The organism is Massilia sp. TSP1-1-2 (assembly GCF_049896185.1).
Lineage (GTDB): Bacteria > Pseudomonadota > Gammaproteobacteria > Burkholderiales > Burkholderiaceae_D > Telluria_A.
On the sequence record NZ_JAFCTU010000006.1, the window covers coordinates 92,151 to 107,679 of the forward strand.

The window sequence follows — 15,529 nt, forward strand, 5'->3', positions numbered from 1 at the left end:
CTGGCGCCAGGACAACCGGTTTGAAGGCTACTTGTGGCCCCTGAGCGTATTGCGCGCGGTTACTATTCCGGCGGCGACTACCGGCAAGCCATTCAATATTGGGATCGTTGCATTGACGTGTCCACCAAGGCAGGCGGTGATGCCGAAACATGGATTTTGGCAAAAGTCGGCTTGGCGCAAGTCTACCAAGGCGCAGGCGATCACGCCAACAGCCTGACGATGCTGGCCGAGGCGCAGTCCAGGACGGAAGAAGTGGGCGATCAGCACTTGAACGCCAAAGTTAAGATCAACCTGGGCGTGGTCCTGATCGACAGCGCACGCCTCGACGAAGCCGCGACAGTATTGCAGGAAGCATTCACCATTTGCGCTGTACATGGCTTGTCGGACTATTTAGCAGAGTCAAATTTTTATCTTGGCAAGCTAGCCTTGGCGCGTAGCGAACTGGGGCGGGCAATGGCCTATCTCGACGCCGGGCTCGTGGCCGCCAGGCAAGTGAACTTCCGCTGGTGCGAAGGTCACATCCGCGCCACCCAAGTCAAGGTGTTTGCACGGGGCGCCAATCACTCCATGGCCTTGCAAGTGGTACAAAAGGCGCAGACGTTTGCCGCAACGGACGGCTTTTTTGACATGCTGATCCAGCAGCATTTCGCCGCAGCGCAGTATGCGGCCTCCTTGAATGACTTCGCGACCGCGTTAGCGAATTAAATAAAGGCCGGCCGTGACAGTTTTTCATCACCTATGTGGCCGGGCTGGCGCTGGAGAAAAGCGGCGTGACGCCCGAGCTCATGTTGGGAAATCATTTTCAGGATTTGTCTGCCGCCAACCTCGGCAAGGCCGAGTGGGAAGCCCACCTGGCGCAACTGCAAAGGCATGAGTCACGCGGCCGGCGCATTAACTCTGCGCCATCGTAATAAACCCCGTCCCAGGATCGGTTGCGGAAAAGGACTTTCGAAAAAACATCGAGACAAGTCCGAAAATTCACCCTCGAATAGGATGGGATGCCGCCCCTAAAATGCTGCGGAAAGTAACAACACTGGCTTCCATGGCAACCAAATTTCCCCCGCAAGACGAAACCCCACACGCCGAACTGATCCATGCCTTAGGCATGACAAAGGTTGGCGTTTTTGTTTCCGGCATCCGGGAAGCGCTTTATTTGCCTGGCTTGAGCACCACTTTGGTCCACCCAGCTGTGCGCTTGTCGAACTGTTGATAGCCCTTCGGCGCCTCGTCCAGCGCGAGTTCGTGCGAAATGATCGTCGACGGTTTGGCGCGGCCCGCCTGGATCAGCTTGGAAAGGTGGCGATTGTAGGCTTTGACGTTGGCCTGGCCGGTGGCGATACGCTGCCCTTTTAACCAAAGTTGGCCGAAGTCGAAGGCCAATTTGCCTTCCTTGGCGAGTTCATCTTTGGCGCCTGGATCCTGCGGCAAGAACACGCCCACCACGCCGATGCCGCCGGTGGCCTTGACCGATTGGACCAGATTGTTCATCGTCAGGTTCGGCACTTCCTTGCCATGCTTGTCGCAGCACTGGTAGCCGACACATTCGCAGCCGCAATCGGCACCCTTGCCATCGGTCAGGTCAAGAATTTGCTGCACGCCGCCCTGCTCGGTATCGTCGATCGCGATCGCGCCCATTTTTACGGCCAGCTTCAGGCGGTCCTTGTGGGTATCGACCACGAACACTCTGCTGGCGCCTTTGAGGTAGGCCGACATGGTCGCCATCAGGCCGACAGGGCCGGCTCCATAGACCACGACCGAGTCGCCGGGTCGCATACCGGCCAGCTCCGTGGCGTGGTAGCCGGTCGGAAAAATGTCGGACAACATGACATAATCGTTTTCCTTTTCCTGCGCATCGTCCGGCAGCACGAGGCAGTTGTAGTCAGCGTAGGGGACGCGCAGCAGTTCGGCCTGGCCGCCGCTGTATGGGCCCATGCCGGCGAAGCCGTAGGCCGCGCCGGCAGTCCCTGGATTGGCCGTCAGGCAGAATCCGGACAAGCCGCGCTCGCAGTTCTCGCAAAATCCGCAGCCAATATTGAATGGTAGACACACCATGTCGCCGACCTTGACGCGGTCGACTGCCTTGCCGACTTCGATCACCTCGCCCATGTTCTCGTGACCGAGGATGCGGCCGCTCTCCATGCTGGTGCGACCTTCATACATGTGCAGGTCAGATCCGCAAATATTGGTCGTGGTAATGCGCACCAGCACGTCAGTCGGCTTTTCGATTTTTGCATCCGGCACCTCCATGACCTGGACGTCGCAGGGTCCGTTATATACGAGTGCTTTCATGATAATCCTTTGGCGTAAAAATTTTGGGTCGCGGCAGGGTGCCGCCACCCAAGCTGACCACTGTGGGGCACGTGCCCAATTGGCGCGGTGCGCTAACTAACAGAGGCATTGATTTCAGTGTTGCCAAGATCGCGGTTCAGTTGTCGGGACAGTACATTGAAAAACCGTGTGTCGGTGCGCCGGTGGTTCGATTCCGCCCCGGGCCATCAAAAACATCGTTCTCGCAGCGCCAACCATCATAGGTTGGCGCTATGGTTTCTGGAACCCACGGTCCTAGTGTCCGGTCTTTTTCCGGACCATAATCGACACAAAAGCGAAAACTTCCTGGAACACGATTGCTACCTCTGCAGCTCTTCGTTGCCGCCTACAACTGCGTGACACCGCCCTTTCCGTGTCCAGTGTTTTACCAACATTGTCGGCGGGAGTGAACTGTCTTGCAGTATCATCGCAAAGCCTTTGCGCGGTTAGGGACCAGCGCCATGAGAAGCATTGGTGGACCCTGTCGGACCACAATGCTGTTGCCTGAACCATGACCCGCTGAACACCTATCCGAGGTTCCCAGTCACGTGTCGCCGCTAACGGCATACAACGCCTTGGACTTGGGATGCACATAAACCGGCGCGCGCATTCCCGGGCTGACGTAGATTTCAGGAACTCTGCGTCAATATTTTGCTGCCGATACACGTTCGGTCCTGCCAATGCTCCAAGCGGCTGATGCGCAATGAGCATGCGGGGCCAGATTGCTTCGAACCGAGCGCTTCGCCGACGTCATTACTGTTACGATCACGAATCCCTCCCCAAATGCGCCCCATGCCGAATGGGGGATCGGGCCATCTGCAACAGCCGCGTTGCTTCGTACGCTTACCTATTCTTAGGCAGAGGTTCTCCATGATTCAAGTACGCAAAGGCCAAGCTCCAGCGCCGCTAGAACGGAATGAATTTCATCTGCAATTTTTTCGCTCGTTCGTCGACCCCGCGTTTGATACAGTCAAGGATGCGCTGTCCAAAGTGGAGGAAGTCGCGTGGGACAACTACAGCAAAGGACGAAAAGCGCCGATTACGGAAAAGGCTGGCGAGGAGTTTGTCGATCCAGACTACGATCTGTCAGCGGAATGGAAAGCCACGCGTGACCGCCTTTTGGTCGCGGAGAAAATTCAGAAAGACCCCACGACCAAATCGCGCGTACTCTTGATTTGTGGAGCGGCCCGCAACGACGGCAGCTGCCCAGGCGAAATTTCGAAATCTTTCCGGATGACGTCGTGGGCAAGCGAAATTCTTCACGCTGGTGGTATCGAAGTAGATGTTCTCGATTTAAGCTTGCTGACCTCCGGTTATGATCAGCATATTTATCCATGTAAAGGTTGTGTTTCCACTGCAATGCCGTTGTGTCATTGGCCTTGCAGCTGCTATCCAAATCACGGCCAACGCCAAACCAATGATTGGATGGCAGAGATTTACGAAAAGTGGACGGCGGCGCACGCCATCATTATTTTTACGCCCGTGTATTGGTATCAGACGCCGAGCGTGTTGAAATTAATGATAGACCGTTTGGTCTGCGCTGATGGCGGCAATTCCGACCCAACTACCACGGCTGGCAAGAACGCACAATTAGCTAAGGACTTGGAACTGCGTGGCTGGGACTATCCCAAGCACCTTGCGGGTCGGGCGTATGGATTGGTGGTGCATGGCGACGTTGCCGGGATCGAGGGTGTCCGCCGCGGCCTGTCTGATTGGCTCGACTGGATGGGCCTGATAGACTCCGGCCCTCGATCACGGCTCGACCGTTTTATCGGCTATTACGAGTCATATGCTGAAAGCCACGAGGCACTTGATCGCGACACAGCGGTGCAGGAAGAAGTCCGTAATGTTGCTCGTGCTGTGACCCATGCCGTTGGACAATTGCGAGGAGGAACTCTTCTCAAACCGGATAGAAATTTACATTCCCCTCGCCCGAAATGACTTCTTCGGTAAGTGATCCATTAACCCCAAACTGTTCAGGACGTCGCTCCGCTGGTTAAATCCGGGTATGCAAATCCTTCATGTTCGACCGCAGCAGCGCCGCGACGTCATCCACGATTTTCGTCGCAAGAACTAAAAACTGGTGCGTTTACCGGCGTTGAAGCCCTGATTCGGTGGCAGCATCCGGATCTTGGCGAGCTTTTACCGGCGCAATTTCTGCGCCTTGCCGGGGATATCGGTGTATCGGTGTGCTCATTTCAAGCGGCCGCTGGGTGCTCCGCGAAGCTTGTACGCAAAACGTGGCATGGCAGCGAATGGGCGTTCCACCAATTAGCATGGGGATCAATTTGTCTGCGCTTCAATTCGGCAATGCTTCGCTGCTGGCGGACATCCGCAGCGCGCTGCTTCATTCTGGCATGGACCTATCCTTGCTCGAGCTTGAATTGACCGAGCACATGGTGATCCAGAACCTGGAACAGGTAATGGACATCCTTGGCGCGATCAAGAGGGAGGGAGGATGTTGACGGCGCAGCGCATGCCGGCAGCGCCGCGCTGCGTATTCTCGATGCACGCGGTCGTGCCGCCGCGCAAAGCGTCGCACGCCGATCGCATAATCGCAATGGTACGGTGAGACTCGCGTAGGGTGAACCCAACAGATAGGAACAACTACGCCGCCGATGGACGTACGAAAGGCGATAAGCGGATGCTTTCTCCCTCTCGCCTTCGAGAACAAAACGCAGGTGGACCAGGCATAGGCGGTCTACCATTTGCTGCGCTAAGTCCGTGGTTTTTTTGGTGGGCCTCCCGTGAGTCGAACACGGCACCAACGGATTATGAGTCCGCTGCTCTAACCAAGCATGAGCTAGAGGCCCGAAAATGGTGTTGGGGCAGCCGCTAACTACGCCACCCTTGTTGGAGTGGCGTGAGGATATTGCTTTTTGCGGCTGCCCGTCAAGGCTTAATTGCCTTCCAAGAAGCTCTTGAGCTTGTCGGAGCGCGATGGATGGCGCAACTTGCGCAGCGCCTTCGCTTCGATCTGGCGAATCCGCTCGCGCGTGACGTCGAACTGCTTGCCTACTTCTTCCAGCGTATGGTCAGTCGACATTTCAATTCCGAAACGCATGCGCAACACCTTGGCTTCCCGCGGAGTCAGTGAATCGAGCACATCCTTGACCACGCCGCGCATCGAAGCGTGCAACGCTGCATCGGAAGGGGCCAGCGTGTTGTTGTCTTCGATGAAGTCGCCCAGGTGGGAGTCGTCATCGTCGCCAATCGGCGTTTCCATCGAGATCGGCTCTTTCGCGATCTTCATGATTTTCCGAATCTTATCTTCCGGCATTTCCATCTTGATCGCGAGCGTGGCCGGATCCGGTTCCGCGCCCGTTTCTTGCAGGATCTGGCGCGAGATACGGTTCATCTTGTTGATCGTTTCGATCATGTGCACGGGAATGCGGATGGTGCGCGCCTGGTCGGCAATCGAACGCGTGATCGCCTGGCGGATCCACCATGTTGCATACGTCGAAAACTTGTAGCCGCGGCGATACTCGAACTTGTCCACGGCCTTCATCAAGCCGATATTGCCTTCCTGGATCAGGTCGAGAAATTGCAGGCCGCGGTTGGTGTACTTTTTCGCGATCGAAATTACGAGGCGCAAGTTGGCCTCGGTCATTTCGCGCTTGGCCTTGCGCGCCTTCATTTCACCGGCCGCCATCTGGCGGTTGATGTTGCGCAGGTCGGGCAGCGGCAATACCACCCGCGCTTGCAGGTCAATCAAGCGCTGCTGTAATTCTTTTACGGTTGGAATGTTGCGCCCGAGGATGGCGGAATACGCGTGGCCCGCGTTCACTTCGCCGTCGACCCAGACCAAATTGGTTTCATTGCCCGGGAAAACCTTAATGAAGTGGGCGCGCGGCATGCCGCACTTGTTCACGGCAACGTCGAGAATCTGCTTTTCAATGTGGCGCACTTCGTCCACCTGGCCGCGCAGCGTGTCGCACAGCTTTTCAACAACCTTGGCCGTAAAGCGGATGCCGAGCAATTCGTTGGAGATCGATTCCTGCGCCTTGACGTAGGCCTTGGAGTTGTAGCCATCTTTTTCGAAGGCCTTGCGCATCTTGTCAAACTGCACGGAGATGACTTCAAACTTTTCCAGCGCCTGGTTTTTCAGCGCTTCAAGTTGTTCTGCTGAAAAACCAGCGGCGCCGGAAGCATTGTTTTCTTCTTCCTCTTCCTCTTCGCCTTCTTCGCCTTCTTCGTCGTCCTCGTCGTCATCGGAGGCGACCGGCGCGGCCACCGGCGGGGCGTCTTCGACGTCCGGATCGACCATGCCGTCGACGATTTCGTCGATCTTGATCTCTTCGTTCTGGATGCGGATGGCGGCGGAAATGATTTCCGCGATCGTGACCGGGCATGCGGAAATTGCCTGGATCATGTCTTTCAGGCCATCTTCGATGCGCTTGGCAATTTCAATTTCGCCTTCGCGCGTGAGCAGCTCGACCGAACCCATTTCGCGCATGTACATGCGTACCGGGTCGGTGGTGCGGCCAAAATCGGAGTCGACGGTGGACAGTGCAGCTTCGGCAGCCGCTTCGGCTTCATCGTCGCTGGTGACGGTCGCGACGTTGTCGGACAGCAGCAGTGTTTCGGCATCGGGCGCGTGTTCGTACACGGCAATGCCCATGTCGTTGAAGGTGCCGATGATGCCTTCGATCGCTTCCGGATCAACTATGTTTTCCGGCAAGTGATCGTTGATCTCGGCGTACGTCAGAAAGCCGCGTTCCTTGCCGAACTTGATCAGCGTCTTGAGCTTCTGGCGCCGGCGCTCAAGCTCTTCCTCGCTCGCTTCGGTGTCCGACGAGAACGCGTCCTTCAGCAGTGCTTTTTCCTTGGCCTTGCGGTCCTTGGCCTTGGCCTTGTCGACCGCCTTCAGTTCAGCGCGTTCCACGGCGTTGAGCGCGGCCACTTCGTCGTTCTCGGGCTGGAATTCTTTCGGCTTGCGACCGCGCCGGCCCGGGACCTTGACCGACGGCAGGACATAGCCGGACGTATCGATCGCGGCCAGTGCGGCGGCGTCGGTAGTCTGGCTCACGGCAGGCGAGGCGCCCGCGGCGGGAGTCGCCGTGCGGGTTTCTGCCTTGTCTTGCGCCTTGTCGGCCGGAGCGGACATGCGCGTTGGCTGTTCAGCCACTGGGGTTTCAGGTTTCTTGATTGGCACAGGCGCTTTCGATGTCACAACGACTAGCTTTATGGTGGATTAAGATAAAGTTTGTTGCCTACGTCTCCTGGTCGCCATGCGGGCCAACCCGGCACTGCTGCACTTTTACACCTTTACATAACCTTTGCAGGCACGATCCATGGCTCGCCAAGTTCCGCCGCCATCGCCCCACCGGGCAAACTTCGGCATGCGGTTTACTGTAAAGCAACAACGGTTGGAGGCGAGAGCCGGTAGTGATTGAATGGCAAACGATCGCTTGCCGTCAACGACGCAATGCGCCGCCGCAACCAAAGCTGGCCCTGGCCGCCGACGCCTGTGTTGCCGCGCCGATCAAGAGCCACACTTACTGAAAGAAAAACAACTGCGGACCATCAGAAAAATTTCTGCGAATACAACACTTATCGTTTTATTATAGCACGCACCCAATCTTTTTCCAGTCATGAACAGACCCCGTTCCAAGGGCCACTTTTCACTCTTAGCGGGGGGCCTTTTCAGCGTCGTCGTCGCGGCGCAGCCGGTCCTGTTCAGCAGTGATTTCACGATACCGCACTCCCATCTGATCTGAGGTCAGTCCGGAAGAAAACAACTGGCTCAGCTCCTGTTTTAATGCATCAAGTTTGATCTGCCTCACAGCTCCTGACAGCCACAGCTTGACGCTGTCGAAGTCGGATTCCGGCTCGGCGGCGATCTCGGCTATTAAATCATCGTATTCCGGGCTCGTTTCCTTTAGATGCTGAGACAACGCGGCGAAGCCTCCGTTCGGCCCAAGTGCCTGTCCGGCAGCCACTAATTGCACCAATCGCTCGCCTGACTCGGGACCGAAGAAATTAAATGCCAGCAAAGCGGACTCGTCCAGCTCCAGGCTCAGCGGCGGATGGGCGACCAGGTGGCGCAGGATCTGCAACTCCAGGCCCACCGGTTGCGGACGGCCCTGGCGCGGCGGGGCCTTGCGCGCCACCGACACTGGCTTGGCCAGCTCGAACAAGGCTTCGATTTCGGCTGGCGACGATTCGGTCATGCTGGCCAGGCCGCGCACGATTTGCAGGCGCAGCGACGTTGGCGTCATCGCTTGCAACAGCGGCTTGGCGTCGAACTGGACGCGCGCGCGCCCTTCCGGCGTCGACAGGTCATGTTCACCGGATACTTCGCGCAGCAAAAATTGCGACAAAGGCATGGCTTCATGGATTTCTTGCTCAAAAGCTTCGGCGCCGAATTCGCGGACAAAACTGTCCGGGTCGTGTTCGGTGGGCAGGAACAGGAATTTGATGGTCTTGTTGTCCGTCACTTGCGGCAGGCACGCTTCCAGCGCCCTGCGCGCAGCCTTGCGTCCGGCACGGTCGCCGTCAAAACTGAAAATAACGGTGTCGGTCTGGCGCAACAGTTTTTGCACGTGAGTGCTGGTACAGGCGGTGCCGAGCGTAGCGACGGCTTGCGGAAAGCCAAGCTGGGCCAGCGCCACCACGTCCATATAGCCTTCCGTGACGAGCACGTAACCGCTGTCGCGGATCGCCTGGCGCGCCTCAAACAGGCCGTACAGCTCATAACCTTTCTGGAACAGCGGGGTTTCAGGCGAGTTCAGGTACTTCGGCTCGCCCGAGTCGAGCACACGCCCGCCAAAGCCGATGACCTGGCCTTTGGTGTTGCGAATGGGGAACATGATGCGTTCGCGAAAGCGGTCATAGCGTTTCTTGTTGCCGCCGTCTTCATCGACCTTGTCGATCACCAAGCCCGATTCGACCAGCGCCAGCGCCTCGTAGTCGGGAAAGACGGCGCGCAGGCTGTCCCAGCCGGACGGCGCGTAACCCATGCCGAAGCGGGCCGCCACTTCACCCGTCAGGCCGCGGTTTTTCAGGTAGGCGATGGCGTTCGGGGCGCCGCGCAGTTGTCCGCGGTAATAGTCGCAGGCCTGGGTCATGGCGTCGGTCAGGGCCAATGCCTGGGCCTGGTTGGCGGCGCGTTGCAAGGGCGGAATTTTATCGTCGGCTTCGGGGACCACCATGCCCACGTTCTGGGCCAGGTCCTTGACGGCGTCCACGAAGCCCATGCCCGAGTATTCGATCAGGAAACCGATGGAGGTGCCATGCGCGCCGCAGCCGAAGCAATGGTAGAACTGCTTGGTGGGGCTGACCGTGAAGCTGGGCGATTTTTCACTGTGGAACGGGCACAGGCCCATGAAGTTGGCCCCGCCCTTTTTCAGCTGGACGTACTTGCCCACCACGTCGACGATATCGACCCGGTTGAGCAAATCGGTAATGAAGGTTTGTGGGATCACTTGAACGAACAGTCTTTGTGTTGAGTCAGACTATACCGCAGGGGCAAAGTTTCTATTGATATAGAACAATGGAGGCTTCTGCAGCAAAACGTAAGGCAGAAAAGCGCAGGGCTAGGCGCCCCCCCCTTTTCCGCCATGCGTCGCTTGCGGCTCTGGCGGAATGCGCTTGCGCTTTTCCGCCCTACGAATAGATTATGCGGGCTGCAGGGCTTTTTTGATCAGGCCGCTGACGGTGCCCATGTCAGTTCCTTTAGGCATTTTTGCCTTCAAAATCGCCATGACCTTGCCCATGTCTTGCGGACCGGCAGCGCCGGACTCGGCCACAGCAGCCGTGACGGCAGCGGCGATCTCTTCATCCGACAAGCCGGCAGGCATGTAGGCATTCAACACCACCAGCTCAGCCTTTTCGATATCGGCCAGATCCTGGCGGTTGCCCGTTTCAAACTGGCTGATCGAATCCTTGCGCTGCTTAATCATTTTTTCGATGATGGCCAAGGCCTGGTCGTCGGTAACGTCAATGCGCTCATCGACTTCCTTGCGCTTGATTTCGGCAATGATCAGGCGAATCGTGCCCAGCTTGCTCGCTTCTTTCGCGCGCATGGCATTTTTCATGTCTTCTGTGATTTGTGCTTTCAGGCCCATGTCAATCCTCGCAATTTGGTAGGTATAAAATAGCAAAACCCGCTGCGGTAAACCGGAGCGGGCCTGCGACTTCAGCAAAACAGTCATCCGGACAGGCTGACGCCGTCACCGGATGCGTTATTTACTGCAATCTTAGAATAATTTCTTAGGCAGCTGTTGGCTGCGGATACGCTTGTAGTGGCGCTTGACAGCAGCAGCCAGCTTGCGCTTGCGCTCAGCCGTAGGCTTTTCGTAGAACTCGCGAGCACGCAGTTCGGTCAGCAGACCAGTTTTTTCAATGGTGCGCTTGAAGCGACGCATAGCGACTTCGAACGGCTCGTTTTCTTTAAGGCGAATAGTGGTCATGTAAAAATCAAACCGTTAGATTAGGGGAAGAACGAGATCATAGCACCGTTTGGTAATGAAGGGAAGCTTTTCACTTGCCTGACCCACCACGGCGACGCAAAAACGCCACTGAAACGCCACTTAAACAGCTTGCCCGGCAGCTACGCCGGAGGCCCATGCCCACTGGAAATTGTATCCGCCGAGCCAGCCCGTGACATCCACCGCTTCGCCGATAAAATACAGGCCCGGCACCTTGTTCGCCATCATGGTTTGCTGGGAAAGCTCGCGCGTATCGATGCCGCCCAGCGTCACTTCGGCCTTGCGGTAGCCTTCCGATCCGGTCGGCACGATGGCCCAGCGGTTGATGGCGTCGCCCAATTTACGCAGCTTGGCGTCGGGCATGTCGGCCAGACGGGCGTCGAGCTCGATGCCATTGGCAAGCAGCAAGCCTTCGGCCAGGCGGGTCGGCAGCCATTGCGACAAGACATTGCCCATCTGCTTCTTGAGCGTGCTCTTGCCTTCGATCAGCGCTTGCGTCACATCCATCTCGGGCAGCAGATTGATGATGATGGGTGTGCCCGGTTGCCAGTAGCTGGAAATTTGCAGGATCGCCGGACCCGACAGGCCGCGGTGGGTGAACAGCAAGTCTTCCTTGAAAAACCCACCCTTGTTGCCCTTGCCCTTGCCCTTGCTGCTGCCGGTCTCCACTTCCACTTCCAGCGCAATACCGGCCAGCGGCACGAACGCTTCCCAACTGGGGCCGTCAAAGGTCAGCGGCACCAGGCCGGGGCGCGTCTCCACGATGCTCAGGCCGAACTGGGTGGCGATGCGGTAGCCAAAGTCGGTCGCGCCGATCTTGGGAATCGACAGGCCGCCCGTGGCGATCACGACGCTGTCGGCAATAATGTCGCCAGTGTCGGTGATCAAGAGGTAACCCTCATCGGTTTTGTCGATGGACGCCACGCTGGTGGGCATGCGCCAGGTAACGTCGACCGAGGCGCATTCTTCCTTGAGCATCTGGATGATCTGTTCTGCCGACTCCGTGCAAAACAATTGTCCACGGTGTTTCTCGTGGTAGCCGATGCGGTGCTTTTTGACCAGCGCAACAAAGTCGGCCGGCGTGTAGCGCGACAAGGCACTTTTGCAGAAATGGGGATTGTCGGACAAAAAATTGGCCGGCCCGGCATTGACGTTGGTGAAATTGCACCGTCCGCCGCCGGAAATGCGGATCTTCTCGGCAAGTTTCTCGGCATGATCGATCAACACCACGCGCTTGCCGCGCCCTGCGGCAACGGCCGCACACATCATGCCGGCCGCGCCGGCGCCGATCACCGCTACATCAAATTGTTTTGCCATGGCTGTTGCCGATTTCCGCTAATCACTTAAAGACGTGATTGTAAACGCTGGGCGGCCCGGCCGTCCTTCTCAACTTGCCGTGGCGGTGAATCGTTCTTCCAGTTGCGACAAGTCTTGCCCGGCGCGGGTGGCGCAGCGCACCACGTCGCCAATCACAATAATGCCGGGGCTGCCCAAGCCTGAGGCGGCCAGGTCTTCGGACAGATTTTCAAGCGTGGTCAGCAACTGGGCCTGCCCTGCCCCGCTGGCCGACTGGATCACCGCCACCGGGGTGGCGCCAGCCTTGCCGCCGGCCAGCAAGGCCGCCTGGATCTGGCGGCAACGCGCCACGCCCATATAGATGACGAGCGTGAGGCCCGTTTGCGCCAGCAATGCCCAGTCGGGCGTGCGGGCGCTGCCCGCGTCATCGGCGCGCTCGTGCCCCGTGACGAAGATGGCGCCCGAGCTCCAGTCGCGGTGGGTGAGCGGCACGCCGATCGAGGCGGGCGCGGCCAGACCGCTGCTGATACCGTTGATGACGTCAACTTCGATGCCGGCCGCCATGATGTGTGCGCGCTCTTCGCCGCCGCGCCCGAAAATGAACGGGTCGCCGCCTTTCAGGCGCACCACGCGCTTGCCGGCGCGCGCTTCGGCAATCATCAGCCGTTCAATGAAGGCTTGCGACGTGGACCGGCAACCGCCCCGCTTGCCAACGGGAACGACGCGCGCGTGGGGCGACGCGTGTACTAGCACGTCGGGATTGACCAGGTCGTCCACCAGCAGCACATCGGCCGCCGCGATCGCTTTGACCGCTTTCAATGTCAGCAGTTCCGGGTCTCCTGGACCTGCACCGACCAGATACACCTTACCGTTGTTCTCCATGGCGACCACCCGTATTTGCGTTAAGTTCCTTTGAAACTAGCAAACACTGTGCCACTTGGCTGGCAATCGATGCCGGCACCGGCATCTCGCCCCGCAGCGCCCGGGCAATCCAGGCAGCCGTGGTGGCCGCATCGCGCCCCTCGGGAACTTGCGCAAGTTCATCTGTTGGTGCATCGCGCTGCACCAACAAGGTGCGTTGCCCCTGATGGAACCAGTCGATCTGCTGCGCCCGGTTGGCGTTGGCCACGGTTTCGCCTTCCGTGCCGCGCATCAAAAAAGCGTCGCCCCGCTCATGCGGCGTGGCCGTCATAAAGTATTCGCCGAGCATTTCCAGGTATTCCGGATGGGTATAGGAAACCAGCCGCAAGGCTGGTCCGTCGAATGGCTGCAAGATCTTGACCAGCGTATGGGTCGAACTGCGCACGCCAAGAATCGTGCGCAGCGACAGCAGATGCGCCATTTTAGGCGCCAGCAATTCGATCGACATGAAGCTCGGCTGCCGCTGCGCGAAAGCAGCTTGCGCGTCGGCCACCGATTGTGCCGGGGCCAGGCCCAGCGCAGCGAAAATTTCCGCCGTCGTCACGCGCCCGGGGTCGGTTGACACGCCATGCACCAGCACCGGCACGCCTTCGCGCGCGAGCAGCAGCGCCAGCAAGGGCGTGAGGTTGGCCATCTTGCGCGCGCCGTTGTAGCTTGGAATGCTGATCGGCGCATAGGCGCTGTCAACGGCGGCAATCCGCTGGAACGAGGCGTCGGCCGCATCCATGAAGCCGCCGATTTCTTCGACCGATTCGCCCTTGATGCGCATTGCCATCAGGATCGCGCCCAGCTCAAGGTCGGAGACGTTTCCGTTCAACATGGCAGTGTACAAATCGCGCGCGTCTTGCCTTGGCAAATCACGCGCACCCTTTTTGCCACGTCCGATATCTTTAATAACAGTAGCGGCGAGGAATGGTTCGTTGGAAGTGTTCATGGGTAGCAGTCTATACGGTGCAATGCGTTAAAAAATATTTGTAACTAAATGAATCCAGTTGAACCACCGCCCCGTATAAAAAATCACACACTGGTGTAAAACCCTATTAAGGAGCGAAAAATGAAACAACTGAGACTGCGGGCAACGATCGGCGCTGTACTGGTAGGCAACGTCATCGCCGCCATGCTGGCACCCGCAGCGATGGCCTCGAGCCACCGCGAAGCACCCTTCATCACCAAGCATCCGAAAGTAGATGCGACCGACTTCTACATGTTCCGCAGCTACCAGGAAGGCCGCAGCGCGTACACGACGCTGATTGCCAACTACGTTCCCCTGCAAGACGCTTACGGCGGCCCGAATTATTTCATGATGGACCCGGAAGCGCTGTATGAAATTCACGTCGACAACAACGCCGACGCTGTCGAAGACATCACTTTCCAGTTCCGTTTCAAGAACTTGAACAAAAACACGACGCTGAAAATCGGCGGCAAAGACATGGCCATTCCACTGGTCATCAATGGCGGCGCGATCGCCGAGGCCAACGCGGCAGGCGCCAACGTGCGCGAAACCTTCACCGTCAATGTGGTCCGTGGCAACCGCCGCTCGGGCACCCGCACTGCCGTGACCAATGCCGCCGGCGGCGGCGCTACATTCGACAAGCCGCTCGACAACATCGGCAACAAGTCGATTCCCAACTATGAAGCCTATGCGGCAAAGCACGTGTACGACATCAATATTCCTGGCTGCGCCACCCCGGGCCGCATGTTCGTCGGCCAGCGCAAGGACCCGTTCGTCGTCAACCTGGGCGAAACATTCGACCTGATCAACATCAAGGCCCCGGCCGTCGAATTCCTCCCGGGCGCCGAAAGCAACGCCAAAGACGACCTGCGCTTCAAAAACGTCACCACGCTGAGCGTGGAAGTGCCGACCGCCTGCCTGATCAGCACCACCGCGCCTGACCCGGTCATCGGTGCCTGGACCACGGCCAGCCTGCGCCAGGGCCGCTTGATCAACCCATCGCCGAAGTCGGATGCCGACGTCAGCCGCGAAGGTGGCGCCTGGACCCAGGTATCGCGTTTGGGCATGCCGCTTGTCAATGAGGTGGTCATTGGTCTGAAGGACAAAGACCGTTTCAATGCCAGCAAACCAGTGGCCGACATGCAATTCGGGGACTATGTGACCAACCCGACGTTCCCGGCGCTGATCGAAATCCTGTACGGTGCGCAGGGCGCCAAGGCACCGACCAAGTTCCCCCGTGCCGACCTGGTCGCTACCTTCCTGACCGGCATTACCGGCATCAACAAGCCGACAGCCAACCCGAAACCTGTTGCGTCGGAAATGCTGCGCCTGGATACAAGCAAGGACATCACTGCCGCCGGTTCGCAAAAGCGCCTGGGCGTGATCGGGGGCGATACCGCCGGCTACCCGAACGGCCGCCGTCCTGGCGACGACGTAGTCGACATTTCGCTGCGCGTCGTCATGGGCAAGCTGTGCACGCTGAACATTGGCTGCGCACCAGCTGATGCACCGGCCGGCACGATTCAGTTCACCGACGGCGCCTTCCTTGACGAGAAGATGACCAACACCACCTTCCCGTACCTGAAGTCGCCAATTCCTGGCTCGCCACAGCAATAAGCCG

12 protein-coding genes and 1 tRNA gene are annotated in these 15,529 nt (G+C 58.4%); 4 read left to right on the forward strand and 9 right to left on the reverse strand.

Annotated elements, in window-relative coordinates; all coding sequences use genetic code 11:
• The first annotated feature begins 33 nt into the window (after positions 1-33).
• Positions 34-705, forward strand: a complete 672-nt coding sequence (locus ACP7BV_RS07220) for a tetratricopeptide repeat protein (RefSeq protein ID WP_426103000.1) — start codon at positions 34-36, stop codon at positions 703-705.
• A gap of 444 nt (positions 706-1,149) precedes the next feature.
• On the opposite strand, the gene ACP7BV_RS07225 is transcribed toward ACP7BV_RS07220, so the two are convergent.
• Positions 1,150-2,289: a glutathione-independent formaldehyde dehydrogenase gene (locus tag ACP7BV_RS07225; RefSeq protein WP_426103002.1), complete on the reverse strand. Its 1,140-nt coding sequence runs from the start codon at positions 2,287-2,289 to the stop codon at positions 1,150-1,152.
• An 888-nt stretch (positions 2,290-3,177) separates the two neighbouring features.
• Here ACP7BV_RS07225 and ACP7BV_RS07230 point away from each other — a divergent pair.
• Together ACP7BV_RS07230 and ACP7BV_RS07235 are read left to right on the forward strand one after the other, a co-directional pair.
• Positions 3,178-4,248 carry a flavodoxin family protein gene (locus tag ACP7BV_RS07230; protein ID WP_426103004.1) on the forward strand — a complete coding sequence of 357 codons (1,071 nt, stop codon included), beginning with the start codon at positions 3,178-3,180 and terminating at the stop codon, positions 4,246-4,248.
• Between the two features lie 248 nt (positions 4,249-4,496).
• Positions 4,497-4,772: an EAL domain-containing protein gene (locus ACP7BV_RS07235; protein ID WP_426103006.1), complete on the forward strand. Its 276-nt coding sequence runs from the start codon at positions 4,497-4,499 to the stop codon at positions 4,770-4,772.
• Positions 4,773-5,041: 269 nt separating this feature from the next.
• On the opposite strand, the gene ACP7BV_RS07240 is transcribed toward ACP7BV_RS07235, so the two are convergent.
• The 8 genes from ACP7BV_RS07240 to ybiB all read right to left on the reverse strand — a co-directional run bounded on the left by ACP7BV_RS07240 (position 5,042) and on the right by ybiB (position 13,890).
• Positions 5,042-5,120, reverse strand: a tRNA-Ile gene (locus ACP7BV_RS07240).
• Between the two features lie 86 nt (positions 5,121-5,206).
• Entirely contained in the window at positions 5,207-7,414 is a 2,208-nt protein-coding gene (gene rpoD / locus ACP7BV_RS07245) for an RNA polymerase sigma factor RpoD (protein ID WP_426103227.1), read from the reverse strand.
• A gap of 523 nt (positions 7,415-7,937) precedes the next feature.
• Positions 7,938-9,734 (reverse strand): DNA primase, encoded by a 1,797-nt coding sequence (dnaG, locus tag ACP7BV_RS07250; protein WP_426103008.1) that lies wholly within the window; start codon positions 9,732-9,734, stop codon positions 7,938-7,940.
• A gap of 192 nt (positions 9,735-9,926) precedes the next feature.
• On the reverse strand, positions 9,927-10,376 hold the full coding sequence (locus tag ACP7BV_RS07255; RefSeq protein WP_426103010.1) for a GatB/YqeY domain-containing protein: 450 nt from the start codon (positions 10,374-10,376) through the stop codon (positions 9,927-9,929).
• Positions 10,377-10,508: 132 nt separating this feature from the next.
• Positions 10,509-10,721 (reverse strand): 30S ribosomal protein S21, encoded by a 213-nt coding sequence (gene rpsU, locus ACP7BV_RS07260; protein WP_008451879.1) that lies wholly within the window; start codon positions 10,719-10,721, stop codon positions 10,509-10,511.
• A gap of 120 nt (positions 10,722-10,841) precedes the next feature.
• Entirely contained in the window at positions 10,842-12,056 is a 1,215-nt protein-coding gene (locus ACP7BV_RS07265; protein WP_426103013.1) for an NAD(P)/FAD-dependent oxidoreductase, read from the reverse strand.
• A gap of 69 nt (positions 12,057-12,125) precedes the next feature.
• On the reverse strand, positions 12,126-12,917 hold the full coding sequence (cobA, locus tag ACP7BV_RS07270) for a uroporphyrinogen-III C-methyltransferase (RefSeq protein ID WP_426103015.1): 792 nt from the start codon (positions 12,915-12,917) through the stop codon (positions 12,126-12,128).
• Positions 12,901-13,890: a DNA-binding protein YbiB gene (ybiB, locus tag ACP7BV_RS07275; protein WP_426103017.1), complete on the reverse strand. Its 990-nt coding sequence runs from the start codon at positions 13,888-13,890 to the stop codon at positions 12,901-12,903. The genes cobA and ybiB overlap by 17 nt, the downstream gene beginning before the upstream one ends.
• A 120-nt stretch (positions 13,891-14,010) precedes the next feature.
• Between ybiB and ACP7BV_RS07280 the strand changes: the two genes are divergently transcribed.
• Positions 14,011-15,525, forward strand: coding sequence for a DUF4331 domain-containing protein (locus ACP7BV_RS07280; protein WP_426103019.1), 1,515 nt, complete (start codon positions 14,011-14,013; stop codon positions 15,523-15,525).
• Positions 15,526-15,529: the final 4 nt, after the last annotated feature.

Coding starts and splice junctions, on each gene's coding strand:
- ACP7BV_RS07225 (WP_426103002.1), bottom strand. CDS start 2,289: ATGAAAGCACTCGTATATAACGGACCCTGCGACGTCCAGGTCATGGAG.
- ACP7BV_RS07230 (WP_426103004.1), top strand. CDS start 3,178: ATGATTCAAGTACGCAAAGGCCAAGCTCCAGCGCCGCTAGAACGGAAT.
- rpoD (WP_426103227.1), bottom strand. CDS start 7,414: ATGTCCGCTCCGGCCGACAAGGCGCAAGACAAGGCAGAAACCCGCACG.
- ACP7BV_RS07255 (WP_426103010.1), bottom strand. CDS start 10,376: ATGGGCCTGAAAGCACAAATCACAGAAGACATGAAAAATGCCATGCGC.
- rpsU (WP_008451879.1), bottom strand. CDS start 10,721: ATGACCACTATTCGCCTTAAAGAAAACGAGCCGTTCGAAGTCGCTATG.
- ACP7BV_RS07265 (WP_426103013.1), bottom strand. CDS start 12,056: ATGGCAAAACAATTTGATGTAGCGGTGATCGGCGCCGGCGCGGCCGGC.
- cobA (WP_426103015.1), bottom strand. CDS start 12,917: ATGGAGAACAACGGTAAGGTGTATCTGGTCGGTGCAGGTCCAGGAGAC.
- ybiB (WP_426103017.1), bottom strand. CDS start 13,890: ATGAACACTTCCAACGAACCATTCCTCGCCGCTACTGTTATTAAAGAT.
- ACP7BV_RS07280 (WP_426103019.1), top strand. CDS start 14,011: ATGAAACAACTGAGACTGCGGGCAACGATCGGCGCTGTACTGGTAGGC.